This window comes from Caballeronia sp. ATUFL_F2_KS9A (assembly GCF_023630765.1).
GTDB lineage: Bacteria > Pseudomonadota > Gammaproteobacteria > Burkholderiales > Burkholderiaceae > Caballeronia > Caballeronia zhejiangensis.
In genome coordinates, this window is record NZ_JALQEK010000031.1 from 174516 (window position 1) to 198064 (window position 23549).

At 59.6% G+C, this 23549-nt stretch carries 25 protein-coding genes and 1 pseudogene; 19 read left to right on the forward strand and 7 right to left on the reverse strand.

Annotated elements, in window-relative coordinates; all coding sequences use genetic code 11:
- The first annotated feature begins 27 nt into the window (after positions 1-27).
- From NCS67_RS19655 to NCS67_RS19685, 7 genes are all read left to right on the forward strand, one after another.
- Positions 28-423, forward strand: a complete 396-nt coding sequence (locus tag NCS67_RS19655) for a hypothetical protein (protein WP_250436204.1) — start codon at positions 28-30, stop codon at positions 421-423.
- Between the two features lie 87 nt (positions 424-510).
- Positions 511-804 (forward strand): hypothetical protein, encoded by a 294-nt coding sequence (locus tag NCS67_RS19660; protein WP_250436205.1) that lies wholly within the window; start codon positions 511-513, stop codon positions 802-804.
- Positions 801-2318, forward strand: coding sequence for a TolC family protein (locus NCS67_RS19665; protein ID WP_250436206.1), 1518 nt, complete (start codon positions 801-803; stop codon positions 2316-2318). Before NCS67_RS19660 ends, NCS67_RS19665 begins: the two co-directional genes overlap by 4 nt.
- Before the next feature lie 2 nt (positions 2319-2320).
- Positions 2321-3616 carry a multicopper oxidase family protein gene (locus tag NCS67_RS19670; RefSeq protein ID WP_250436365.1) on the forward strand — a complete coding sequence of 432 codons (1296 nt, stop codon included), beginning with the start codon at positions 2321-2323 and terminating at the stop codon, positions 3614-3616.
- Positions 3617-3680: 64 nt separating this feature from the next.
- On the forward strand, positions 3681-4028 hold the full coding sequence (locus NCS67_RS19675; RefSeq protein WP_250436207.1) for a copper-binding protein: 348 nt from the start codon (positions 3681-3683) through the stop codon (positions 4026-4028).
- Positions 4029-4092: 64 nt separating this feature from the next.
- Positions 4093-4467, forward strand: coding sequence for a copper homeostasis periplasmic binding protein CopC (gene copC, locus NCS67_RS19680; RefSeq protein WP_250436208.1), 375 nt, complete (start codon positions 4093-4095; stop codon positions 4465-4467).
- Positions 4467-5408, forward strand: coding sequence for a CopD family protein (locus NCS67_RS19685; RefSeq protein ID WP_250436209.1), 942 nt, complete (start codon positions 4467-4469; stop codon positions 5406-5408). Before copC ends, NCS67_RS19685 begins: the two co-directional genes overlap by 1 nt.
- A gap of 316 nt (positions 5409-5724) precedes the next feature.
- On the opposite strand, the gene NCS67_RS19690 is transcribed toward NCS67_RS19685, so the two are convergent.
- The 3 genes from NCS67_RS19690 to NCS67_RS19700 are packed head-to-tail and all read right to left on the reverse strand — an operon-like array spanning position 5725 to position 9659.
- Positions 5725-7791: a hybrid sensor histidine kinase/response regulator gene (locus NCS67_RS19690; RefSeq protein ID WP_250436210.1), complete on the reverse strand. Its 2067-nt coding sequence runs from the start codon at positions 7789-7791 to the stop codon at positions 5725-5727.
- 7 nt (positions 7792-7798) lie between these two features.
- Positions 7799-9307 (reverse strand): ATPase domain-containing protein, encoded by a 1509-nt coding sequence (locus NCS67_RS19695; protein ID WP_250436211.1) that lies wholly within the window; start codon positions 9305-9307, stop codon positions 7799-7801.
- A complete protein-coding gene (locus NCS67_RS19700) occupies positions 9297-9659 on the reverse strand; it encodes a HigA family addiction module antitoxin (RefSeq protein WP_250436214.1) in 363 nt (120 codons plus the stop codon). Before NCS67_RS19700 ends, NCS67_RS19695 begins: the two co-directional genes overlap by 11 nt.
- A gap of 351 nt (positions 9660-10010) precedes the next feature.
- Here NCS67_RS19700 and NCS67_RS19705 point away from each other — a divergent pair, with 351 nt between their 5' ends.
- Positions 10011-11951 carry a sensor histidine kinase gene (locus NCS67_RS19705; protein WP_250436216.1) on the forward strand — a complete coding sequence of 647 codons (1941 nt, stop codon included), beginning with the start codon at positions 10011-10013 and terminating at the stop codon, positions 11949-11951.
- A 30-nt stretch (positions 11952-11981) separates the two neighbouring features.
- On the opposite strand, the gene NCS67_RS19710 is transcribed toward NCS67_RS19705, so the two are convergent.
- On the reverse strand, positions 11982-13949 hold the full coding sequence (locus NCS67_RS19710) for an alkyl/aryl-sulfatase (protein WP_250436218.1): 1968 nt from the start codon (positions 13947-13949) through the stop codon (positions 11982-11984).
- A 220-nt stretch (positions 13950-14169) separates the two neighbouring features.
- Here NCS67_RS19710 and NCS67_RS19715 point away from each other — a divergent pair, with 220 nt between their 5' ends.
- From NCS67_RS19715 to NCS67_RS19730, 4 genes are all read left to right on the forward strand, one after another.
- A complete protein-coding gene (locus NCS67_RS19715; protein WP_250436221.1) occupies positions 14170-15375 on the forward strand; it encodes a hypothetical protein in 1206 nt (401 codons plus the stop codon).
- An 89-nt stretch (positions 15376-15464) separates the two neighbouring features.
- Positions 15465-16175, forward strand: a complete 711-nt coding sequence (locus NCS67_RS19720) for a bestrophin-like domain (protein ID WP_502801868.1) — start codon at positions 15465-15467, stop codon at positions 16173-16175.
- Positions 16176-16232: 57 nt separating this feature from the next.
- Positions 16233-16943 (forward strand): response regulator transcription factor, encoded by a 711-nt coding sequence (locus NCS67_RS19725; RefSeq protein ID WP_250436223.1) that lies wholly within the window; start codon positions 16233-16235, stop codon positions 16941-16943.
- Between the two features lie 97 nt (positions 16944-17040).
- Positions 17041-17406 carry a response regulator transcription factor gene (locus tag NCS67_RS19730; RefSeq protein WP_250436224.1) on the forward strand — a complete coding sequence of 122 codons (366 nt, stop codon included), beginning with the start codon at positions 17041-17043 and terminating at the stop codon, positions 17404-17406.
- A gap of 261 nt (positions 17407-17667) precedes the next feature.
- Here NCS67_RS19730 and NCS67_RS19735 read toward each other — a convergent pair whose 3' ends face one another.
- Entirely contained in the window at positions 17668-17862 is a 195-nt protein-coding gene (locus NCS67_RS19735) for a hypothetical protein (RefSeq protein WP_250436225.1), read from the reverse strand.
- Between the two features lie 150 nt (positions 17863-18012).
- On the opposite strand from NCS67_RS19735, the gene NCS67_RS19740 reads away from it, so the two are divergent.
- The 7 genes and pseudogenes from NCS67_RS19740 (at position 18013) to arsN2 (ending at position 21844) form a co-directional block, all read left to right on the forward strand.
- Positions 18013-18348, forward strand: a complete 336-nt coding sequence (locus NCS67_RS19740) for an ArsR/SmtB family transcription factor (protein WP_250436226.1) — start codon at positions 18013-18015, stop codon at positions 18346-18348.
- Complete coding sequence (locus NCS67_RS19745; RefSeq protein ID WP_250436227.1) at positions 18345-18827, forward strand: ArsI/CadI family heavy metal resistance metalloenzyme; 483 nt, start codon at positions 18345-18347, stop codon at positions 18825-18827. Before NCS67_RS19740 ends, NCS67_RS19745 begins: the two co-directional genes overlap by 4 nt.
- A 25-nt stretch (positions 18828-18852) precedes the next feature.
- Positions 18853-19346, forward strand: a pseudogene (locus NCS67_RS19750) (arsenate reductase ArsC).
- Positions 19347-19369: 23 nt separating this feature from the next.
- Positions 19370-20440 (forward strand): ACR3 family arsenite efflux transporter, encoded by a 1071-nt coding sequence (gene arsB, locus NCS67_RS19755; protein ID WP_250436228.1) that lies wholly within the window; start codon positions 19370-19372, stop codon positions 20438-20440.
- 19 nt (positions 20441-20459) lie between these two features.
- The gene (locus tag NCS67_RS19760) at positions 20460-20606 is read left to right on the forward strand and encodes a hypothetical protein (protein WP_250436230.1); all 147 of its coding nucleotides are present in this window, start codon (positions 20460-20462) and stop codon (positions 20604-20606) included.
- Positions 20572-21321, forward strand: a complete 750-nt coding sequence (gene arsH / locus NCS67_RS19765; RefSeq protein WP_284504121.1) for an arsenical resistance protein ArsH — start codon at positions 20572-20574, stop codon at positions 21319-21321. Before NCS67_RS19760 ends, arsH begins: the two co-directional genes overlap by 35 nt.
- Positions 21322-21406: 85 nt before the next feature.
- Complete coding sequence (gene arsN2 / locus NCS67_RS19770; RefSeq protein ID WP_250436234.1) at positions 21407-21844, forward strand: arsenic resistance N-acetyltransferase ArsN2; 438 nt, start codon at positions 21407-21409, stop codon at positions 21842-21844.
- 145 nt (positions 21845-21989) lie between these two features.
- Here the strand turns inward: arsN2 and NCS67_RS19775 are convergent, their stop codons facing one another.
- Positions 21990-22616 (reverse strand): tyrosine-type recombinase/integrase, encoded by a 627-nt coding sequence (locus NCS67_RS19775; RefSeq protein ID WP_250436235.1) that lies wholly within the window; start codon positions 22614-22616, stop codon positions 21990-21992.
- A gap of 189 nt (positions 22617-22805) precedes the next feature.
- Positions 22806-23537 carry a GntR family transcriptional regulator gene (locus NCS67_RS19780; RefSeq protein WP_250436236.1) on the reverse strand — a complete coding sequence of 244 codons (732 nt, stop codon included), beginning with the start codon at positions 23535-23537 and terminating at the stop codon, positions 22806-22808.
- Positions 23538-23549 lie beyond the last annotated feature (12 nt).

Genomic DNA, 23549 nt, shown 5'->3' on the forward strand with positions numbered 1-23549 from the left:
CGACACCCCGTGCTAGACTTCGCACCCATGTCCTATTGGCGCAAACTCATTCTCGTCGTGCTGCTTATGCTGAGCCTTCCGGTTCAGTCGATTGCGGCCGTCTCGATGATTTGTGCGCCGTCGGAGGCGGCCGATGACGAAGCATCGACCCCCCATCACTTCCATCAATCTGGTGCAGCGGACGGAGATACGGCTGTGGCCGACAGCAATGACCACGATGGTCATCAGCACAACGGCGGCCACCATGTTCATGCCTGTCTGACTTGCGCGTCCTGCTGTGTCGGTGCGGCGCTACCGGTAGTGCCTACGGTTTCCGCTATGGCTGACCTGGTTCATTTCTCCGTCCCACTGCCTCCCGATGCCGGTGTCGTGTTGTTCCTGACCGACGGCATCGAACGTCCTCCCCGCTTCATTCTCGTCTAATCCGCTCACTCGCGGCCATTCGCTGCGACCAGCAAGTGCTTCTGGCGTCTCTCACGGACGCCGGATGATTAACGACGAGAAAAATTCATGCGAACAATATCTGCGGCGCTCTTGGGCGCAAGCGCAGTGTTGCCGTTGCTCGCGCACGCCACAACAGTCGTGCCCGACCCGACTGATGCCGGGGCATCGGTTCCGTTCGTCGCAGCGCAATCTGCATTCGACGGATACAAATCCTGGCACGACGGCGACGCGCCGAGCTGGCAACAGTTGAACCGTGCTGTTGCGCCCAGTCGAGGCACGACGGCCATCAAGCGCGGCCAGCAACCAGTTGCGACACCAGAAGGAAAGAGCGGTCACGAACACGGGAGCGAGTCGAAATGATTCGGAACTTCGCCCCCAACCGCGTGGCATCCCTAGCCATTGCTACCTTGCTTTTGGCCGGCTGCACGACGTTTTCAAAGGACGGTGGATTCAACACCGTGTCGACGACCGCGTCCGAGCGCCTTGGCAAGGATGCGGTCTACGTCAAGGCCGACGAAGACCGCGACGCCGCATTCAAGCGCACCCGGGAACTGCTGTCGAAGCCGCTCGGCATGGACGATGCCGTCCAAGTCGCGCTGCTGAACAACCGGGGACTCCAGGCTTCATACGGGGAGCTCGGCATTTCCGAGGCCGACCTCGTACAGGCGGGTCGCCTGCCCAATCCGGGCTTTACGTTCAGCCGCACGCACTGGAGCGACGGCTTTGGAATCAGCCGGACGTTCTCGATGGGCGTATTGGGAATTCTCACGCTTCCCTTGGCGACGCGCATCGAGAGCCGCCGCTTTGAACAGACGAAGCTCGAGACGGCCAACGCGATGCTCGCCGTGGCCGCTGACGCTCGCCGAGCCTATGTGAACGCGGTCGCTGCGGAGCAGGCAGCCCTTTACGCTGCCCAGGTCAAGGACTCGGCCGAGGCCGGCGCGGAGCTCGCCTTGCGCATGCGTCAGGCGGGCAATTTCAGCAAGCTCGATTACGCGCGCGAGCAGGCCTTCTACGCGGAATCGGTCACGCAGTTGGCAAAAGCCCGGCAACAGTCAGTCATGGCCCGGGAAAAGCTCACCCGCACGATGGGACTGTGGGGTTCGGGGACTCAGTACAAGTTGCCGGACCGACTGCCCGACCTGCCGAAGGACAGGCCCCAATTGAACGAGCTCGAAAGCTTTGCGATGGAGAACCGTCTGGACATTAAGGCGGCGAAACTGCGAACACAAAGTGTTGCCACCTCTCTGGGGCTGAGCAAAGCGACCCGATTCATCAATGCGCTCGATGTCGGCTATCTCAACAACTTCGAGACGGACAAGGGGCGCGAGCATGGGTATGAAATCAGTGTCGAGATTCCCATCTTCGATTGGGGTAGCGCGAAGGTTGCACGGGCCGAAGCCATCTATATGCAGTCGGCGAACCGACTCGCCCAGACGGCAATTGACGCCCGCTCCGAGGTACGTGAGTCGTACTCCGCCTACGTGACGAGCTACGACATTGCGAAGCACTACCGCGACGAGGTCGTGCCTCTACGCAAGACCATCTCGGACGAGATGCTCCTGCGCTACAACGGCATGCTCACGAGCGTGTTCGAGCTGCTTGCTGATTCACGCGACCAAGTCGCGGCCGTCAATGGATACATCGACGCCCTGAAAGACTATTGGGCGGCGGAGACAGACCTGCAGCAGTCGCTCGGTGGACGACTCCCACCTCTCGCCTCGCCATCGGCTGCAAGCCCATCCCAAGGAGAAGCGACTACATCTCCGGCTGCGTCGCAATCACCTTCGGCCCCTCAGGCATCGGGGCAGGATGCGCCGTCGCCCGCTCCCGCGACCCAACCGGCGTTGCCGACGAATTCGGAAGGTAAATGAACATGGTTTCACGTCGAAGTTTTATCGGCGGTTCGGGCGCTGCGCTCCTCGGCGCGGCGTTGGTCAGCAAGGCTGGCGCGGCGTCGCTTCCCGAGGCGCCAACAATGGAAAAAACCGCCACCCAGCCACCGCTGGTCCCACCCAACGGTCGCCCGTATGCGCCCGTCGCGACGTTGAATGGCTGGTCACTGCCATGGCGGATGAAGAACGGGTGGAAGGAATTCCACCTGATTGCCGAGCCTGTGGTCCGCGAGATGGCGCCCGGCATGAAGGCGAATCTTTGGGGTTACAACGGCCAGGCACCCGGTCCGACCATCGAAGCGGTGGAAGGCGACAAGGTCCGCATCTTTGTCACCAACAAACTCCCGGAACACACCACCGTCCATTGGCACGGGATCCTGGTGCCTTCAGGGATGGACGGCGTCGGGGGCTTGACTCAACCACACATCCCGCCGGGCAAGACATTCGTCTACGAGTTTCAGCTCGAGAAGCACGGCACCTTCATGTATCACCCGCATGCCGACGAGATGGTGCAGATGGCCATGGGGATGATGGGCACGTTCATCGTCCATCCGAAGGACCGCAGCGTCATGCCGGTGGACCGCGACTTCGTGTTTCTGATGTCCGCGTACGACATCGACCCGGGCAGCTTCACGCCCCGCGTCAACGAAATGACGGACTTCAACATGTGGACGTGGAATTCGCGGGTCTTTCCGGGCATCGATTCGCTACCTGTGCGCGCCGGCGACCGTGTTCGCATCCGCTTCGGCAACCTGACGATGACCAATCACCCGATCCATTTGCATGGGTACAGCTTCGAGGTCGCAGGAACCGACGGCGGTTGGATTCCGCCCTCCGCGCGCTGGCCGGAAGTCACCGCCGACGTCGCGGTCGGTCAGATGCGCGCCATCGAGTTCACGGCAAACCGGACCGGCGACTGGGCGTTTCACTGCCACAAGTCGCATCACACGATGAATGCGATGGGACATCAGGTGCCAAATTTGATTGGCGTGCCGCAGAAAGACCTCGCGAAGCGCATCAACAAGCTCGTGCCGGACTACATGGCGATGGGTAGTTCGGGAGGCTCGATGGGCGACATGGAAATGCCGCTGCCGGAGAACACGCTTCCGATGATGACGGGGACGGGGCCGTTCGGCGCGCTGGAGATGGGCGGCATGTTTACCGTCGTCAAGGTGCGTGAGGGACTCGGTCGCAATGACTATCGCGACCCGGGCTGGTTCAAGCACCCGAAGGGAACCGTGGCTTACGAATACACCGGCGAGTTGCCGGATACCTGACTTGGTAGAAGGCCGGAGATGACTTCGGCCGATGTTTGTGACTTCAACTTTGGGAGAGAGCGTGATGAAGAACGCAATTGTTTCGATTGTGATGGGCTGTGCCGTGGCAATTTCCGGGACCGCCTATGCGGCCGGCGACACGGCCGGCACGAATACGGCAAGCGGCGCGCAAGCCAGCGCGGACGCAAAGAACGGCATGTCGCATGGCGAAGTGAAGAAGGTGGACACCGCCGCCGGCAAGCTGACCATCAAGCACGGGCCGCTCGAAAATCTCGACATGGAAGCGATGACGATGGTGTTCAAGGTAAGTGACCCGGCCATGTTGTCGCAAGTGAAGGTGGGCGACAAGATTGATTTCGTCGTAGAAGAAGTCAGCGGCGCACTCACTGTGACGAAGCTGAAGAAGCAGTGAACCTGAATGGGGCGCCGACGACGCAGCTGTTAAGCGCCCGAATCAATCTCGGGAGATAACAATCGTGAATACCCAGACGTACAAGCTTTTTATTCGAGCAGCGACAATCACTGCTCTTGTGCTATCGCCCGCACTCGCATTTGCCCACGGCAAGCTTGAAAGCGCGACGCCGACGGCCGGCAGCACAATCGATGGCTCGCCAGAGTCGCTTCGCCTGACGTTCAACGAGGACCTCGAGTCCACGTTCAGCACAATAAAAGTCGTCGATGCATCGGGGTCGCCTGCGACCAAGGAGAACGCCAAGGTCGACCCATCGAATCCGCGCGTGCTGACGATTGCGGTTCCGAAGCTGGCTTCTGGCCCTTACACCGTGCAGTGGGCCGTTATGACGCATGATGCCCACAAGACAAAGGGCACTTACACGTTTGCGGTGAAGTGATGAACGACGGTTTCCTCGGGGTTTTGCGGCTGGCGTTTGTTGCGCTTCAAAACATCAGCTTCGCGATTGTCCTAGGCGCGTTGCTGAGTGATACGTGGCTGTCTCGCCGCACGTCGCGATGGCAGACCCGGCTCAGTTGGCACCTGCTCCTCACCTTGCGCATCGCGTCATTTGCTGTGCTTTTCTGCAGCGCTAGCGCATTCTTGATTCATTGCGCGCTGATGAGCGATTCAACACTGGCGGAAGCGGGTCCCGCTGTCCGCTCGATGCTCGTGGAAACCGGCTTTGGTCGCGCATGGCTTGCAGGCGCAGGCTTTACGCTTGTCGTGATGATTCTGTCGCTTGCGCAGTCGGGAAATCCGATACGCTTTAAGCGCGTCCTTTGGCTCGCGCTCGCAGGTGTCGCTTTGTCACGTAGTCATGCGGGCCATCCCGTCGATGCCGGAGTACTGAGCGTGCCGGTGTGGGTCGACTGGTTCCACTTGCTTGCCATCAGCGTCTGGGTCGGGCTCGTCCTCGTGACAACCTTTGTCGTTCTGCCACGTATGTTCAGTGCTCCAGTTCCCGAGCGTGCGAACAGTTCGGCGTTCGTCCGGTCGCTGTCTGACGCCGCCACGCTCGCGCTGGTCGTCCTGTTCGTCACCGGCGCTTACAACGGATGGCGCGGGGCGAACGCGTCTGAGAGCTTAGTGACGTCGACGTACGGGCAAGTACTATTGCTTAAATTCGCCCTAGTGCTTACTGCCGCCGCGCTTGGCGCACATAATCGGTTCATCGAGATGCCACGACTGCTCGCGTCGTTTGACGAAGCAGGTGCGAATGCCGCTGCAGGACCGCTGAAACGTTTCAGGGCTGTTTTGCGACTCGAGTCGGTCGTGCTCGCTGCCGTGGTTGGCGTCGCTGCAGTTCTTGTGTCCAGTCCTCTCCCGGGAACGTCCTAAGCGCAAACCTTCTCTGACATGCGAAGAGAACGTCCGTTTACGCGCGTGAGGGAGCCGCTCGAATGACCGCGCGATGGTCTTGGCGAAAGTCGGCAATTGGCCGCCCCTGGCAGTTCGTCGGACGCGCTGGTCGCCGCTGATCGCATGGATCTTCGAGCATCCCTTGCCGACCCGTTGCAGACGGTCGCTACCTGCGCGGTCAACAGGCAGGTAACGGAACACTTCGGTCCTTCAGACGGCCGGATTTGATCTTTTTAGCAAGCATCGCTGGCTCTGCGGTGCGCGATCCGCCCGTTTCCAGCGCACCCGTTCCTTATTACCCCGCGCGTTGGCGCAATACTGGGTTATTAACCGCATTTCCTATTTCTTGCAGAAGCTGGCTTTGCTGATACGGCTTTCGGAGCCTTGGAAGGTCCGCTCCGGCACCCTCGGGCAACTCCGCGTAGCCGGTGGCGAGTATGACCGGGAGGACGGGCCTGAGTGCTCGCGCCGCAGTGGCTAATTCAACACCCGTCATCTTAGGCATCGAGAAGTCAGTGAGCAGAACGTCGACTTTCTGGCCGGTGCGAAGAACTTCAAGCGCAGCATCGCCCGAGGCCGCCTCGATCACATCCTGTCCGAGGTCCTGCAGGAGATACGATGTGCTGGACAAAATGAGCGGGTCATCATCGACGACGAGCACCGTCGCCCGCACATTCCGTGCATCGGCCGAACCGTCGTCCTTCGGTTCTTCAGCGATTCGCTCTTCCTCAGCCGGACGATCAGTGACCGGAAGCCAAAGCGTTGCGCAAGTACCTTCTCCCAACGTGCTGTCTAGGCGAAGCGCCCCCTGTAGCTGCCGCGCCAGACCGTGAATCATCGAAAGGCCGAGCCCCGTCCCCTTCCCGACGTCTTTCGTCGTGAAAAACGGTTCTGTGGCTTTTGCGAGCGTCGCGGCGTCCATACCAGTGCCCGTGTCCCTCACTGTCACCCGAACATAGTCGCCGGCATTCAGGTCGCTATCGCCCGCAGAATGCGCGGTATCAACGCCGATGTGGATTGCGCCGCCATCGGGCATCGCATCGCGGGCATTGACCACCAGATTCAGTATCGCGAGTTCGACCTGATTCGTGTCGACACGGGTGAACGGGACCTCGTCTGGCGTATCGATCACCAACTCGATTGTCGAACCGATTGACCTTTCCAGCAGGTCCGCCATGCCGTTAACCAGGGCGGGCATCTGCACAGGCTCAACCTTGAGAACCTGCTGTCGTGCGAACGCTAACAGCCGTTGAGTGAGCGCTGCACCCCGTTGGGCGCCTTTTAGTGCGCCATCGACCAAACGACCCGACCGCTCCGCCGAAGGCAGTTCTTTTCGCACGAGCTCGAGGTTCGCCATGATCGCCATCAACAGATTATTGAAGTCGTGGGCGATGCCGCCTGTCAACTGGCCGATCATTTCCAGCTTCTGGACGTGTCGTAACAACTTCTCTGTGTGCTCGCGCTGCCGGATTTCCTCCAGCACCGTTCTGTGGGCGTCTTCCAACTGTGCCGTGCGTTCCAAAACCTTGACTTCGAGCGATTCATTCACGCGGCGCAGCTGGTCTTCCGACGTCTTGCGCAGCGTGACGTCGGAGCACACGCCGACGAGCCGCGCGAACCGGTCGTCGCGCACGACGCGCGCGCTCATATCGACCCAGTGCACGCTTCCGTCCTGCCAGACGCTCCGATACTCGGCCGCAAAGTCACAGCCGGTTTCGCTGCTGAGTGCGACCGCTTCCTCTACCCTCGCTCTGTCCTCGGGATGAACACTCGCAAGCAGTTCTTCGTAGGTGAAGAGATCGCTTTCGAGGCGGCCGAATATCGCCTTGCAAGTGGCGGATGCCGTCAGCGCGTAGCTAGCGAGGTCGACGGTCCACGAACCGAGTTGGCCGGCGGTGAGCGCGATGCGCAAATGCGCTTCCCCTTCATGCAGCTCCCGAATTCGAGCCCGTGCCTCGAACTGGCGGTTCCGACCGCGCACCGCCGTTTCAATCACGCTCACGAACGTTGTCGGGTGAAACGGACGCTCGATGAATGTGACGTTCCCCAGCGCCCGGGTCAGCCGTTCGGCCAGCGGCCGACGATCCCGGCCGCTGCGCTGTGTCAGCACAACAAATGGAAGGTCTGACCACGGTGGCTGCGACGACACCCATCGGCCGAGCGCGGTGAGGTCTGCCCCGTTTATAGCTTCGTCGGCGATGACAACGCAGCCGACGTCGTCCCTCAGCTTCGCACCCAGTTGCAATATGTCCCTGAAGGGTTCCGTAGCGATCCCGGCCGCTTCGAGGAGCGCCTGGGCAACAACGCAGTCGCGCCCCGAGGGCGTCAGGAGCAGGACTGGACATGCATTAGTATCGGCCATGCAATCCTTAGCCCTTGCTAGCCGACTTTTGTGCCAGCAGAGGCGCCAACTTTCCGACCAACGTCGGTACCCCACGTAGCACGCCTTGAAAATCTTCTAGCGGTTCGCCAAGTGTCAGGCCTTCCGAGCTGATTCGGAACTCCCGGATCGACTCCTCATGCGCACCGGTGCGTTTCTTGATCACCGACACGGCGCGTCGGACGTGGCCGAGCGCTTCAAAGTAGCGAAGCAGGATCACCGTGTCGGCAAGATAGGTCACATCGACCGGTGCTTTCATATCACCGACGAGGCCATGCTGTGCGACAGTCAAAAAGGTATTCGCGCCCTGGCGATTCAGATACTGCAATAACTCGTGCACGTGCAGCACGAGCGCGTTTTCTTCCGGCATGGCCGCCTGATAGCCGTTCAAACTATCGACAACAACCGTCTTGGCGCGCGCATCGTCGACGCTCGTTCGCACGCGATGAGCGAACTCCCCCGGCGACAACTCTGCCGCATCCACTTGTTCGATGTGCAGGCTGCCGGCGTCTCTCATCGCTTCGAGATCGATGCCCATGGGGCGCACGCGGTCGAACAACAGTCCGAGTTCTTCATCGAATACGAATAGCGCCGCCTTCTCTCCCCGCCTCACCGCCGCCGCGACGAACTGGATGGCGAAGAGGCTCTTGCCCGCCCCCGAAGGACCAAGAATGAGCGTGCTCGATCCTTGTTCGACACCTCCGCCGAGCAGCGCGTCGAGTTCGGCGACGTCGCTGGTCATCTGCGTCCGCGCAAAACTGGTGCGGTGTTCGCCGGAAACAAGTCGCGGAAATACCGAAACACCGCCGCGCCTGATGGCGAAGTCGTGATAGCCGCCGCGAAACTGCTGACCGCGGTATTTAAGCACCTTGAGACGCCGCCGTTCCGCGCCATATTGCGGCGACAGTTCCTCTAGCTTGATCACACCATGCGCCACGCTATGGACCGTCTTGTCCGCCGCCTCTGATGTGAGATCGTCCAGCATCAGCACGGTAGCGTCGCGCCCCGCGAAGTAGTGCTTGAAGGCGAGGATTTGCCGCCGGTAGCGCAGAGAGCTTTGCGCGAGCAAGCGAATCTCAGAGAGGCTATCGATGACCACTCGCTTCGGTCTGACGCGCTCGAACTCGCCGAGAATCAGCCGCGTCGTCTCACCTAACTCGAGGTCGGAGGAATAGAGCAGCGTCTGCTGCTGATCCGCGTCGAGGAGACTCTCTGACGGGCTCACTTCAAAGATGTTGATCTCCGGAGCGAGCCGCCATCCATGTGACAACGCACCATGGCGCAGCTCGGTTGTCGTCTCCGACAGCGTGATGTACAGACATTGCTCGCCCAACTCCGCGCCCGCCTGCAGAAAACTGAGCGCAATGGTTGTCTTGCCCGTGCCAGGACTTCCCTCGAGCAAAAACAAGTTGCCCCTGCTCAACCCGCCAACGAGAATGTCGTCGAGTCCCGGGACGCCCGTTTGCGCGTATTGGGGCATTACGGTGCTATCGTTCATCTGTTGCTCCAAGCTGCTTCATTGCAACGCGGGAAAGCTTGTGTTTTGGGATTTGGGGCAACGCCTGCTTCAGCGCAGCACGAGCGTCGCAGACATCATGCGCGGATTGCAGTTGCAGCCAGTACATCGCCGGCACGCCGCAAAAGGCTTCGAGCCGCAATGCCATCTCGGGTGTAATGCTCGCGCTGCCGTCGAAGATTCGGTGAAGCGTTTGACGAGCCACGCCCAAATCTCGAGCCGCTTGGCTCACGGACAGGCCCAAATGGGGCAGGACGAAGAATTTGACAAGATCACCGGGATGGCGTGCCTTGTCCTGATAGGAAGTGATGCGGGGGAGGGGCGCGGAAGCCATGGCAGCTGTAACGTCTTGCGTGACAAGCGGCAAGCATACCATGACGCACGTTCCCGGCGTCGGCGGCAAGGCCGCAACTGACCGGATCAGCGAATTTCACACTTACGACCCTTCTCGGCCATCCAGCACACCAACAGCAGATGGCCGGTAGGCAACGTAAAGCGGCCCTTTAAAGGCAAGACCCACGCGCGCAGCGCCGAATGTCGACATGACCACGAAGCAACGAAAGGAGCCAAGGTCAATGTAAGCAATTTGCTATATTGGGCGTCGCGCGATCATCGGAGGTGAACAACCGCAGGCCGCTCCGATTGTGCGTACGACCAGATCGGCTCGCCAACTTTCGGAGTTGATATGCCTGAGGGAACTGTGGCAACGCGCGTTGCATCGCCTTACCCCGCACAGTTGCAGCGACGTTGGAGCTTATATTGTCTGATATTGCTTCTTGGCATGTTCTCCACGGCCGTCCATGCCGGCGAGCGTTGGCGAGTCGTCATTCTTCCAGGCGCAGATCCTACACAGCCAGCGGTCGCGATCCAAATCCGAGCACTGCGTAGCGCCCTAACGGCGGCCGCGCCAGACGGCGTTGAGTTTTACACAGACTCTCTTGACGAATTGCGATTCGAGCGTAACGACTTGACTCCACAGTTTCTCGCGCTTCTTAGAAAGAAGTACGAGAACAAACGAATCGATCTGGTGATTGGCATCGCCGACTTCGCGCTCGATTTCACCACGCGATATCACAGTGACATCTGGCCCAAGACACCCATCCTGATCACAAGCATCGACGAAAGCCGTGTCGCACGCATACCTTCAGATTTCGCGTATATCCCCTGGCATTTCGACGCGGACAAGACGATTGCGCTTGCAGAAGCGCTCCAGCCGCAAGCGACGCAACTAGTGATCGTGGCAGGCAACAGCAATTTCGATGACTTCACCTCGCGGCTGGCTGAACAGGCGGCTCGCTCCCGACGATCCCGCAAATGGGAGGTGAGCATATGGAGCGGACTAACGCTCGAGGAACTAAAAACCCGGCTTAGCGCACTTGACCCGTCCGCCGCTGCAGTTATCTATACGACGATGTACCGTGACCGTGAAAATCGAACCTATTTCCCGTTTGAAGTTGTCGCTCCTATCGCGCATGCGTCGCGTGCTCCCATTTACGGGTGGTATCCGACTTACCTAAATCACGGTCTGATAGGCGGTGCTGTCATCAGCTACGAGGACAACGGACGCCGCGCCGGCGAGCTCGCCGCATCCATCTTGCTTGGCAAGGTATCGCCCCTCGGTGCGACTTTGCCGACGGAGCGATCTCGATGCGTCGTCGACAGAGGCCAGGCCGATAAATTGGCGGTTCACTCTGCTCTGATTCCGGACGACTGTGAACAGCTCAATGTGCCTCTATCCCTTTGGAATCAATATCGAGGCACTGTTCTCTTCGGGGCTGCTGTGGTAGCGCTGCAAGCTTTAACAATTGCCGCCTTGCTCTGGCAGCATCGCAAGCGAAGACTTGCCGAGGAAGCCGCAACAATACGTGCCAACGAGCTCGCCAGAGCTACACGCATCTCGTCTGCCGGTGAGTTGAGCGCTTCAATCGCCCACGAAGTTGGGCAACCGCTAGGTGCCATTCTGAGCAACGCCGACGCTGCGGGGATGATCTTGGAGCATCGCGAGCCCGAAGTGGCAGAACTTCAGCAGATTCTTGCCGATGTGCGCCGTGATGCGGTACGCGCAAGTCAGGTGGTTCAACGCCTGCGCGATTTGCTGCGAAAGCACCCCGTCGAGTTCGTCGAACTGAACTTAAATACCACTATCGACGAAACACTGACGTTGGTGGCGCCCGAAGCTCGACGTCGCCGTATCGCCATCGAGTCGGACCTCCGTGCGACTTGTGCCGACGTCGTCGGAGATCCGATTCAGCTTCAGCAGGTCCTTCTCAACCTTTCAGTCAACGCGATGGACGCAATGCATGAGACGGAGCCTTCAGAGCGCCTTCTCACGATAACGACGCGGCCCAGCGCGCACGGCGTCGAGCTGACCGTTGCCGATCGCGGTCACGGCATCCCAGAAGCAACGCGATCGAAGCTTTTTGAATCCTTTTTCACCACTAAAGTCGACGGTATGGGTCTTGGGCTCTCGATTGTCCGGACGATCGTAGAGTGCCATGGTGGCACCATCACGTCCCGATCCAGAGAAGGCGGCGGAAGCGCATTTGTCGTATGGCTGCCGTCTGCAGGGCGAAGTCGTCTCCACGCGCGGCATCTGCACATTCGCAACGCGGCGCGTGAAACGTGACCAAGCGATATCGTGGGCCGGCAACTCATATCAAGGTTCGGCGATTGTGAACCAGAAATCGAACTTGTCGAAGTTTCCGAGCATGTCTTTGAATTTCGCCGAGTCGCCATCAATCTTGACCTGACCGCTTTCGGCGAGATTGCCGAGCTTGATCTTCCCGAGAGCGATGTCGTCAAGCGTCGCGCGATTCAACGTGACGGTGCCATCCGCCTTGTCGAGTTGCTTGTTCTTCCGATAGTTCATCACCCCGTTCTTCACCGTCAACACGTACTGCTCTTTCGTATCCGGGAAACTCAGGTTGTAGACATACGACTTGTCTCCCGCTCTCGGTCCGTTTAAGTGGATAGCCAGGAAGTCGAGGAACATATCCGTTGTCATGCCGCGGATGATGTCGGGCGAACTCGTGTTGGGTGTCGCCGCCTTCTGTACACCGCCGCGCAACTCTTGCGCGCCCGACAAATAGAAGTTGCGCGCCGGGCCCGATTCGGCCTGATAGCCCAGTTGCTCCAGCGCGTCCGCTTCGACACTGCGCGCCTCACGATTCTGCGGATCAGCAAAGACAACCTTGTTCGCAACTGTGGCAGCCCAGCGATAATCGCCTTGTTTGTACGCAGCCTTTGCGGTGTCGATCATCTTGGCCGCGCCAACCATCGCGACGTACTTCTTAGCTTCTTCCGCCGGCGGATACGGGTTGAAGTTTGCCGGGTTGCCGTCCCAGAAACCGAGATAAAGTTGGTATGTCGCACGAACGTTGTGCTTCAGGTCTCCATAATAGCCACGATTATAGAACTCCTTGGCGAGGCTGTCGGGAAGCCTGAACTGTTCGGCGATCTCGTTCATCGTCAAACCCTGGTTGGCCATGCGCAACACCTGATCGTTGATGTACTTGTACAGGTCGCGCTGCTTCTCCAAATGTTCGACGACGCGCTGATTGCCCCACTGCGGCCAATGGTGACTGCCGAATGACACTACGGCGTCGCTGCCCCACATGTCGATGGTTTCGTCGAGCGTGCTCGTCCATTTCTGCGCGCTGCGCACTTTCGCACCGCGCAGCGTGAGGAGGTTGTGCAGCGTGTGATTGGCGTCCTCTGCTAGGTCGATTGCCTTGAACTGAGGGAAGTAGAAGAGCATCTCGGCGGGCGCTTCAGTGCCCGGTGCCATCTGGAAGACGATGTCGATACCGTCGATGGTCATCTTTTCGCCGGTCTTGTCGATGATCTTGTTCGGCGGGAACAGCGTGATGGTGCCCGCTGCGGTCGTGAGGCCGAGACCGCCGCCGACTGTGCCTTCCGGATTCTTCGGCAGCAGATTGCCGTACATGTACGACGCGCGCCGACTCATTACATTGCCGGCGAAGACGTTCTCACTGACGGCTTCCTCCATGAAACCTTCGGGCGCGACAACCGGGATTTTGCCCGAGCGAACGTCCGCTTCGTCCACTACCGCTCGAATGCCTGCGAAGTGATCGACGTGCGAGTGCGTGAAGATCACACCGGTCACGGGTAAGCGCTCGACTTTGTCGTTCACCAAATCGAGCGCAGCCTTTGCGGTCTCAGTGGACGTCAGCGGATCGATGACGATCCAGCCCGTCTTTCCGCGAATGAAGGTCATGTTTGCGAGGTCGATGTTACGCACTTGATAGATTCCATCGACCACTTTGAAGAGTCCTCGCGTGCTCAGCAGTTCCGATTGCCGCCATAGGCTCGGATTCACTGTGGCCGGAGCAGGACCGTTCTGATGCAGGAAATCGTACTGAGAGAGATCGATGACGGTGTTGCCGGCGGTGCCTTTGATCACTGCACTCGGCAGATCGGCGATAAAGCCGCGACGCACGTCCTCGAAATCCTGCGTGTTCGAGAATGGCAGATAGTCTGCGACCGCCTGGTTGGCCTTGCGTGTAGCGTCGGTCGCCGGATTGGGCGCGGCGCTCGTCACGCTGACGGCAGCGTCGAAAGCCATGATGGAAATCGCGGCCAGCCAGCTGAGTTTCCTGGACATGTTCTACCCCTGTTGGAATGAACGACGTTAAGAATCATTCACGCCAACGCCGGTGCGCGCCATAGGGATATGGGGCAACTGGCGTTGCCCCTTGGGGCAATGGCTTTCCCGTCGAAAATTGAATTGCCCCTGCGGGCAATCGCTTTGCCCGTTCTCCCAATAGCGCGATTGGCCGTCCGATGCCATCTTTCCACGACAAACCGTTCATCGAGAGTCAAAGATGCGGGCATCAGACGAAAAGCCAGGTGGCGCCCCGAACGCCGGCTTCGAGCAATCTGCGTTGGAATTCTCGATCGTCCGCGACGATGCAGCATTTCGCTTACAGCGACGAATCGGTCTGATACCCTCTGAAGGTTTAGGCGTCGCTCGGCGCGCGCTTTTCCTGGCGGCGATTTGCTGGCTTCCCATCGCTCTATGGGCGTTTGCGACCGGTCGAGCGTCGCTAGCTCAGGGCGAGGACTCGTTCGGTTCACATTTCGGCATTCACGTCCGCTGCCTTGTTGCAGTCCCTCTGCTCATCATCGCCGAACACACGGCTCAACGTTCGTTTGGGCCGTTCCTACGATATTTCCTCGAGACGGGCCTCATCTCATCCGCCGACGTGCCAAGATTCGACGCGGCTATTGCTCGCGTCGTTCGCCTTAAGCGCCGGGTACTACCGTGGATTCTGATTCTGGGTTGTGCGGTGGCTTGGGCGAGTGTCGGCGTTCTCCTCTCGCCCGACGAGGACGTTGGCTGGATCAGTACGTCAGACCGAATACCGTTCGCGGGTTGGTGGTTCATCCTGGTTGTCCGCCCGATCTTCACCGCTCTTGTGTTGGCGTGGATCTGGCGGGCCAGCATCGTCTTCATCTTGATGCTGAATCTGGCGAGACTTCCACTCTCGCTCGTCCCGACCCATCCCGATCGGGCCGGAGGACTGGGCTTCATTGAACGACTTGCCTTCGTGTTTAGTCCTGTCGCCTTCGCAGTCTCTGCGGTCGTCGCCGCGGCGTTCGCCCACGACGTTGTCTACCATGGCATCGATCCGATGACAATGAAGGGCTTGTTGTTTGGCGCCGCCGCCCTGGTCTCGCTCGTCCTTTTGCTTCCTTTCGCGCCGCTTGTTCTCACGCTCACGCGGCTTAAACGTCGGGCGATGCTCGAGTATGGGTCCTTGGTCGGACGGCATGGTCGGCTTGTACACCGGCGCTGGATCACCGGCGAGGATATTGGGTCGCCAGAGATCCTCGACGCGCCGGAACTCGGCCCCGTCGCCGACGTGCAAAGCATCTATGAGGCAGTCCGTCGCATCAAGCCCTTTCCATTCACCAAGCTCGGGGTGCTGGCGATTATGGTGCCTGCCGCGGCACCTATGCTCTTCATAGCCGCCATGCAGCTACCCCTTCCCGCCGTGATGGGAAAGATTGTGAAGGCGCTTCTCTGAGCGCTAACTGCCACAGATCCCGGAAGGAGGCAAACGTGCCAAAGCTGGTTAGCCATCCAATTACCTTCCTAGTGCTCGCTTTATTCCTAATGTCCGTAGCTGCCTACCTCGGCTCGGTATTACGCCGAGCGCGACCAATGGCAGACGACATGCGTGAGGACTTCGGAGTTGTGCAATCGGCGGCTCTAACCCTTCTCGCTTTGGTCATCGGTTTCAGCCTTTCGATGGCGGTGGGACGCTACGATCAGCGCAAAAACCTCGAAGAAGAGGAAGCGAATGCGATCGGGACGGAGTTACTGCGTGCAGAACTCCTCCCGGCAGCCCAGGGTTCGGAGATCCGTACGCTTCTGGGACGGTACCTCGATCAGCGAATCAAGTTTTATCAGACCGTTGATGGCGATGAACTGCACCAAATCAACACGAGGACGGCTCAGTTGCAATCGAACCTTTGGACGGCCGCGCGCTCCGGCGCGGCCGCGCAACCAAGTCCGCTCACCGCACTCGCGGTCGCCGGAATGAACGACGTCATCAATACGCAGGGTTACACACAAGCCGCCTGGTGGAACCATATCCCAGCCTCGGCATGGGCGCTCATGGTTATCATCGGTGTCTTCTGCAACGTCCTGATCGGATACGGCACGCGAAGTTCAAGGCCGGGGAGACGCTTCCTCATGATCATGCCGTTGATCGTTTCGATTTCGTTCACACTCATCGCGGACATTGATAGTCCGCGGAACGGCCTCATCCGGGTGAAACCGCAAAACTTGATAGCGACGGCGGCTTCAATTCCCAGCCCGTAGCGATATCCACGGGGCGCACAGCTTCGCCCAAACTTGTGATATCTGTGTGAGTGTGAAATGACGCAACTACACGCCGTGTGCCGAATCGGTGATACCGATCGTGATCTGACATGCTACGAAAACGGCGCCAAAGCGAGGACACGAGAGTTGATCGATCATGCAGAAGCGGTCGTCCACATCGTGGATGACGACGAATCCATGCGTACCGCCCTGTCACGGCTCTTGACGAACGTGGGCTATTCGGTGCGAGCCTATGCGAGCGCCGGCGATTTCCTCGTTGCAGAACCCAATTCACTTTCGGGCTGCCTACTCTTGGACTTGGAACTTCCTGGTCCCAGCGGCCTCGAACTGCAGCACGCGCTGCAACGCAGGGAGCACGCGATTCCGATCGTTTTCATCAGCGCCTATCAAGACATTCCGAAAACGGTTCTTGCCATAAAAGCCGGTGCCAGCGACTTTCTACTGAAACCCATCGACTCGCAAGCGCTGCTCGCGGCTATCGAAAGTGCGCTCGCCGCAGCCGAGGGCACCGCGGTGGAGCATGAGTCACCGTCGTCTCGTGATGCTGCGCTGAGCGAGCGCGAGCAAGTCGTGTTACGCGGCGTCATCGCCGGAAAGTTGAATAAGCAGATTGCCGCGGAACTGGATCTAAGCGAACGAACAATCAAATCGTGTCGAGCCGAGCTCATGCGCAAGTTTGACGCACACTCACTTGCAGACCTCATTCGACGCGCCGGACCGATTACCCGCGCGGCGGATGCACGGTGAACCTCGCTTGCCCCCAAGGGCAACGACGTTGCCCCTCATCCCGATAGTCAAGCAACTCGCTCGGTACCACACTTGAGGTATCTCCCCGTGGCCGGCCATGAGCGATATCAAACAGACGATCGTCATTGTCGAAGACGACGATGGCATGCGGCGTGCGTTACAACGCCTGCTAACACTGGCGGGATACAACACGCTTGCATACGAGAGCGCCGAGGCACTCAACGCCGCAAGCGGTATAGAGCGCGCTTTGTGCCTTGTGCTGGACGTCCAGCTTCCCGGCGCGTCAGGGCCGACTCTCTACGCACAACTCGGCGAACCGCGTCCTCCAGCCGTCTTCATCACATCGCACGACAATGAGATGACGCGCTTGGCGGTAGCGAACGCGGGCGGTGTGCACTTTCTGGTCAAGCCCTTCGCGGGAACAGACTTGCTCAAACTAATAGCGATATTGGGAGCGCAATAAACGAAACAAGGGTCGTCCATTGCATTAAATTTCAACGCGGTCGGGCCCCACGGTCGAACGACCGATTGCGTACGCTCAGCGGCCCTTCAAAAAGGAACATACACACGTGCTCGAAAGGCCGCTGATGGCCGGTTCCCGAAAATGGAGACGGGAACGCTGAGCACCCGGCGCGCCCCCCGGATTGTCGCAGTCGACCCTCAACTACCGAATGAGCACGCAAGGCCTGCGACCGTTTTCACCTAACGAGCGGCCATTCAACATCTACCGCTTGCCTTTGCTAGCACCGCTTCGCGGTCGGTCTACGGTCTGTGCCAGGAGCGCATAGGCAGCGTCAAGTTGCTCGTAGTCGTCCTGCTGCCGTGCGATCACCTCGATGGCGCGAAGCAGATGCTCGACAAGTTCAAACTCTTCCTCCTCGCAAGCTCGCGCAAATGCGGCAAACACTTCGTCGTGCAATGGGCGTCTCATAGCCAATCAACGTTTGGCGTTGTGCGACGGGCATCTCTGTCTCAGCCTCGTCACTGATTGCAGCATTACTTTCCTATCAAGGGTCGGTCAAGCAAGCACTTTCTGGCATTTGTTCCATATTTCGACTATTATCGAATCATGGAAACCAACCAGACCATTGCCGCTCTGGCGGCACTCGCGCATGAGTCGCGGCTCGCAGTCTTTCGCGCCCTGGTGCAGGCAGGCCCCGAAGGCATGCCCGCAGGCCAGATCGCGACGCTGCTGGGTGTCGCGCCGTCGTCCCTTTCCTTCCACCTGAAGGAGCTGTCTCATGCGCAGCTCGTCACCAGTCGGCAGGAAGGCCGGTTTGTCTACTACTGCGCGAACTTCGAAACGATGAACGGCCTGCTGGCCTATCTCACCGAGAACTGCTGTGGCGGCAACCCCTGTTCGCCGGCTTCAGCGTGTTCTCCCTCCCGGGAGAAGCAGTCATGAAGCGCTTTCACATTCACGTCGCCGTCACGGATCTCACCGCGAGCATCCACTTCTACTCGTCGTTGTTTGCAGCCGCGCCGACCGTCGTCAAGAGCGACTACGCGAAGTGGATGCTCGACGACCCGCGCGTCAACTTCGCGATCTCGCAACGTGGCGCCACGCCGGGCCTGGACCATCTGGGCGTGCAGGTCGAGAACGAAGCGGAATTGGCCGAGATGCACGAGCGACTCGAAGGCGCGGCTTTGCCGGTCGACACCCAGATGGATACGGCCTGCTGCTATGCAAAGTCGAACAAGTACTGGACCGTCGATCGTCAAGGCATCGCATGGGAGTCGTATCACACGCTGAATGGCATCCCGGTATTCGGCGAGTCGCGTCGTGCGCAGAACAGTGCACCTGCTTCTGAAGTTGTAGCGTGCTGCGCTCCGTCGTCAAGCAAACCCGTCGGTGTTCCGGTCAAGTCTTCGTCGTGCTGCTGAGTCCGCGCCATTCAATGAGAAACCTATGACGACCAACGTATTGATCCTCTGCACGCACAACTCGGCGCGTAGTGTGCTCGGCGAGGCCATGCTGAATCACCTCGCCTCGAAGCTGGACAAAAATGTGCGCGCTTTCAGCGCGGGCAGTTCGCCGAGTGGCCGCGTGAATCCGCTCGCAATCGAGGCGCTGACAACGGCAGGTATCGACGTCAGCGGCTATCGCAGCAAGAGCTGGGACGAAACGCGCAGGACGGTGCGCCGCAAATGCGCATCGTCATCACGGTATGCGACAGCGCGGCCGCCGAAGCATGTCCGTTGTGGCCGGGTAGTCCGGTCAAGGTGCACTGGGGCTATGCCGATCCTTCGAACGCACCGGGCGGCGATGAAGGCAAGCGTCAGGCGTTCGAGCTGACCAGACAGGCCATCGGCTATCGCATGCTGCAGTTGCTTGAACTTCCCCTGGACCGTCTGGGCGATGCCGAGCTTCAGCAGGCACTCAATGACATCCTGAAAAGCTGAACCCCTCTCCATCGAGTTGTCCCATGAACACCCCCAACGTCGCCGCTTCGCGCAAGACCGCTGCCAAACAGGCCATCAGCTTCTTCGAGCGATACCTGACCGTCTGGGTCGCATTGTGCATTGTCGCAGGCATCCTGTGCGGTCAAGCCCTGCCCGGCGTCTTTCAGGCAATTGGCCGGATGGAGTACGCTCAGGTCAACCTCCCGGTCGGGCTGCTGATCTGGGTGATGATCATCCCGATGCTGATCAAGGTCGATTTCGGTTCGCTGCATGAAGTGCGTCAGCACATCCGGGGAATCGGCGTCACGCTCGTCATGAACTGGCTAGTCAAGCCTTTTACGATGGCATTCCTCGCCTGGCTGTTCATCAAGCATCTGTTCGCGCCGATGCTGCCCGCGGCGCAACTCGACAGCTACGTGGCTGGCCTTGTCCTGCTGGCCGCCGCGCCCTGCACGGCAATGGTGTTTGTCTGGAGTCGCCTCACCGGCGGCGACCCGCTCTATACGCTCTCGCAGGTCGCGCTCAACGACAGCATCATGGTGGTCGCGTTTGCGCCGCTCGTTGGCCTGCTGCTCGGCATTTCCGCCATTACGGTGCCGTGGGCGACGCTGCTCACCTCGGTGGTCCTCTATATCGTCCTTCCGGTGATCCTCGCGCAGATCCTGCGCAAGATGCTGCTCGCAAGGGGAGAGTCTGCGTTTGAAGCGGCCATGGCGAAAATCGGTCCCTGGTCGATCACTGCGCTGCTCGCGACGCTGGTGCTGCTGTTCGCCTTCCAGGGCGAAGCAATCCTGAAGCAGCCACTCGTCATCGTGCTGCTCGCCGTGCCGATCCTGATCCAGGTGTTCTTCAATTCGGCGCTGGCGTACTGGCTTAATCGTGCGGTTGGCGAAAAGCACAGCATTGCCTGTCCATCAGCCCTCATCGGCGCGTCGAACTTCTTCGAACTGGCCGTCGCGACAGCAATCGGCCTGTTCGGGTTCAACTCCGGCGCTGCGCTCGCGACCGTCGTGGGCGTGCTGATCGAGGTGCCGGTCATGCTGCTCGTCGTACGCATCGTCAACCGTTCGAAGAACTGGTACGAGTGCGCCTAAACGCTATGGAAACGAACACATGAACGACGTCATCATCTATCTCAATCTGGGGTTCGGAGCCCCGAGTGACACGCTCGCGGTGATTCACAACGCGAACGTCGAACCCACGATCGTCGCAAAAAAAGACGGCAATGTGGTCATCGACGTGGAGGGCAAACGTGTCTGATCTTTCGACCGAACTGCCGCAGGTTGACCCGGCGCTGTTCCGCGTTCCCGACATCGACCGCCTCCAGGCCGCGAAAGCTTCTTCCCATCCCCCGCGCATCCTGCTGCTCTATGGCTCGCTGCGTGAACGCTCTTTCAGCCGACTGCTGAGCGAAGAAGCGGCGCGCCTCCTCACGGCGATGGGCGCCGAAGTGCGGACGTTCAACCCGAGCGGCCTGCCGCTGCCGGACGATGCGCCGGACACGCATCGCAAGGTGGCCGAATTGCGGGACCTGGTGCTGTGGTCGGAAGGCATGGTCTGGTGCTCGCCAGAGCGCCACGGCGCGATGACCGGCATCATGAAATCGCAGATCGACTGGATTCCGCTTTCGGTCGGCGCGGTCCGGCCGACGCAGGGCAAGACGCTCGCGGTGATGCAGGTAAGCGGTGGCTCGCAGTCGTTCAACGCGGTCAACCAGATGCGCGTGCTCGGACGCTGGATGCGCATGCTGGCGATCCCCAACCAGTCATCGGTGGCCAAGGCGTTCATGGAGTTCGATGAAGCCGGCCGGATGAAACCCTCGGCCTACTTCGATCGGGTCGTGGACGTGATGGAAGAGTTGGTGAAGTTCACGCTGCTGACCCGTGACATCGGTCCGTATCTGGTCGACCGTTACAGCGAACGAAAGGAAAGCGCCGAGGAACTGATGAAGCGGGTGAACCAGGCCAGTATCTGATCAAAGTCGCCCGCCGCGCCGATCGTCGTCGTGCGCTCGATGGCGATACATCAACAAAGGTCCCCACACGAGAACGGAGCACGTCATGGAAATGAGAGCCGCCGTCGACAACGATCTTGTCGGGATCAGATCCTTGTTGGCAACGTGTGAGTTGCCAACCGAGGACGTCACGACTGCACTCCTGCCGGGATTTCTCGTCTCCGTCGATGAAGAGGGAGCGGTAGTTGGAAGTGTCTGTCTGGAACCTCTGGGCGCTGATGCGTTGCTCAGATCGCTTGCTGTCCCTATGCATCTACGTGCAACGGGTCTCGGCACCTCTCTGCTTCTGGCGATAGAACGGGACGCCCGAGCGTACAGCTATGCCAGCTTGTGGTTGCTCACAACGAGCGCGCGGCAATTCTTCGAACATCACGGCTACAGCGCAGTCGAGCGGAGCAATGTACCGAATGAAGTACGTGAAACGGCACAGTTCATACGGCTCTGCCCGTCTACCGCCGTGTGCATGAGAAAGCTCATCGCATGAGCTATCACAATACGAGCCATTGCGCTCGACGGTCGACTCTCCGGCTGCTTTCAACGTCTGTTGATGGATTCAATAGAGCCATCGAACACAACACCATCAATGACCGCAAATGGCCGACAAGCGCACGCTCGCCGGCCACCGGCGATCACACTTCGGTTTGCTCAGCCATTTCGAGAGCATCGTCTACCTCGATCCCGAGGTATCGCACGGTGCTTTCAATTTTTGTATGGTCCAAGAGCAATTGAACCGCGCGCAAGTTCTTGGTGCGCCGATAGATCAACGACGCTTTCGTTCGTCGCATGGTGTGCGTACCGTACGCGGTGTCATCGAGCCCGATCGACGCGACCCAACGATGAACGATGCGCGCATACTGGCGCGTCGACACATGCGCTGAGGCATGCAGTCGACTTGGAAACAAATAGTCGGCAGGCTTCAATCCCCGCGCCGAAATCCAGGCAGAGACACTTTGACGAGTCTGCTCCGTGATTTCGAACTGCACTGGTCGATGCGTTTTCTGCTGCATGAAAGTCGCGCGAGCCAAGACATGACCTCCCATGTAGACGTCCTGCACTTGCAAGCGCGTCAAATCGCACGCTCGAAGCTTACTGTCGATCGCAAGGTTGAACATCGCCAACTCGCGAGCGTTGGACGACATCTGCAGCCTTGTTCGAATCGCCCAGATTTCACGGAGCTTCAGCGGAGGCTTCTGGCCGGTTAGCCTTCCCTTATTCCATGGCACCCGACGAGCGCCGGAAGAATTAAGCGTTTCCATGACAATCTCCTCTTCAACGAAGGGAGATCGATTGTGCGCTTTGCGGAATGGTCAATCTTCGACCCTCACCCGCCGGTCACACCGCAGAAATTGAACGGCCGGTATCGGATATGGACGAGCCTTTGAACGGCGGTTTTATGGGACAGCGGTTCGGCAGTGGTGGCGAGATGCCGCCAACTGTGAAATGCGTCAGCTATTCGAGCGCTTGAGGCGCATCGCGACTGAAAATCGCTCGGCGGGGTGAACGCTGACCGATACCTCGAAACTCTTCCCCTCCGCGTCCAGATAGCGCCGAACGATCTCGAGCGCCGCCGTCCCCTGCTCCACGCGCAGCCGTTTTGCCATCTCCCCTGAAATCAGCACCGCCTTAATTCCCTGCTGGATCTCCGCGATGCCGTGCCCGTAGCGCTCCTCGATCAAGTCGCTGATCAGCCGGTCGGGCTGCTCGCGTGCCATATCCGCCACGTCTCCATAATCGGGCGCGACGTAGACGTCCGTCCATCCCACCGGCGTACGAGCGTTTCCGCCGTCGATACGCAGGCTCGAAATGCGCAGAAATCGCGTCCCGTCCGCGCATTGCAGCGTCCTGGCGAGATCGCGGTCCGCAGCGATCACGTCTGTCGATTGCATGAGCCGCAGGTGCTCGGCCCCAAACTGGGCCAGATCGTCCACGGACGCAAGCGTCGGCCGGAATTCATTTCGAGGGCGCGACGACTCGACACGCGTTCCCGCGTTCTTGCGACGTGAAACCAAACCCAGTTGCTGAAGCTCGTGTAGCGCCGCGCGCACCGTATGGCGACTCGTGCGGTAGTGGTCCCGAAGTTCGAGTTCGGTCGGAAGGACAGTGCCGACGGGATAACGCCCGGAAGCAATCGCTTCGGTGAGTTCGCGCGCGATCTCCGCGAAGTGGGGTCGGTTCATGGTCTTGTCTCT

Coding starts and splice junctions, on each gene's coding strand:
- NCS67_RS19655 (WP_250436204.1), top strand. CDS start 28: ATGTCCTATTGGCGCAAACTCATTCTCGTCGTGCTGCTTATGCTGAGC.
- NCS67_RS19660 (WP_250436205.1), top strand. CDS start 511: ATGCGAACAATATCTGCGGCGCTCTTGGGCGCAAGCGCAGTGTTGCCG.
- NCS67_RS19665 (WP_250436206.1), top strand. CDS start 801: ATGATTCGGAACTTCGCCCCCAACCGCGTGGCATCCCTAGCCATTGCT.
- NCS67_RS19670 (WP_250436365.1), top strand. CDS start 2,321: ATGGTTTCACGTCGAAGTTTTATCGGCGGTTCGGGCGCTGCGCTCCTC.
- NCS67_RS19675 (WP_250436207.1), top strand. CDS start 3,681: ATGAAGAACGCAATTGTTTCGATTGTGATGGGCTGTGCCGTGGCAATT.
- NCS67_RS19685 (WP_250436209.1), top strand. CDS start 4,467: ATGAACGACGGTTTCCTCGGGGTTTTGCGGCTGGCGTTTGTTGCGCTT.
- NCS67_RS19690 (WP_250436210.1), bottom strand. CDS start 7,791: ATGGCCGATACTAATGCATGTCCAGTCCTGCTCCTGACGCCCTCGGGG.
- NCS67_RS19695 (WP_250436211.1), bottom strand. CDS start 9,307: ATGAACGATAGCACCGTAATGCCCCAATACGCGCAAACGGGCGTCCCG.
- NCS67_RS19700 (WP_250436214.1), bottom strand. CDS start 9,659: ATGGCTTCCGCGCCCCTCCCCCGCATCACTTCCTATCAGGACAAGGCA.
- NCS67_RS19705 (WP_250436216.1), top strand. CDS start 10,011: ATGCCTGAGGGAACTGTGGCAACGCGCGTTGCATCGCCTTACCCCGCA.
- NCS67_RS19710 (WP_250436218.1), bottom strand. CDS start 13,949: ATGTCCAGGAAACTCAGCTGGCTGGCCGCGATTTCCATCATGGCTTTC.
- NCS67_RS19715 (WP_250436221.1), top strand. CDS start 14,170: ATGCGGGCATCAGACGAAAAGCCAGGTGGCGCCCCGAACGCCGGCTTC.
- NCS67_RS19720 (WP_502801868.1), top strand. CDS start 15,465: ATGTCCGTAGCTGCCTACCTCGGCTCGGTATTACGCCGAGCGCGACCA.
- NCS67_RS19725 (WP_250436223.1), top strand. CDS start 16,233: ATGACGCAACTACACGCCGTGTGCCGAATCGGTGATACCGATCGTGAT.
- NCS67_RS19730 (WP_250436224.1), top strand. CDS start 17,041: ATGAGCGATATCAAACAGACGATCGTCATTGTCGAAGACGACGATGGC.
- NCS67_RS19740 (WP_250436226.1), top strand. CDS start 18,013: ATGGAAACCAACCAGACCATTGCCGCTCTGGCGGCACTCGCGCATGAG.
- NCS67_RS19745 (WP_250436227.1), top strand. CDS start 18,345: ATGAAGCGCTTTCACATTCACGTCGCCGTCACGGATCTCACCGCGAGC.
- arsB (WP_250436228.1), top strand. CDS start 19,370: ATGAACACCCCCAACGTCGCCGCTTCGCGCAAGACCGCTGCCAAACAG.
- NCS67_RS19760 (WP_250436230.1), top strand. CDS start 20,460: ATGAACGACGTCATCATCTATCTCAATCTGGGGTTCGGAGCCCCGAGT.
- arsH (WP_284504121.1), top strand. CDS start 20,572: ATGTGGTCATCGACGTGGAGGGCAAACGTGTCTGATCTTTCGACCGAA.
- arsN2 (WP_250436234.1), top strand. CDS start 21,407: ATGGAAATGAGAGCCGCCGTCGACAACGATCTTGTCGGGATCAGATCC.
- NCS67_RS19775 (WP_250436235.1), bottom strand. CDS start 22,616: ATGGAAACGCTTAATTCTTCCGGCGCTCGTCGGGTGCCATGGAATAAG.
- NCS67_RS19780 (WP_250436236.1), bottom strand. CDS start 23,537: ATGAACCGACCCCACTTCGCGGAGATCGCGCGCGAACTCACCGAAGCG.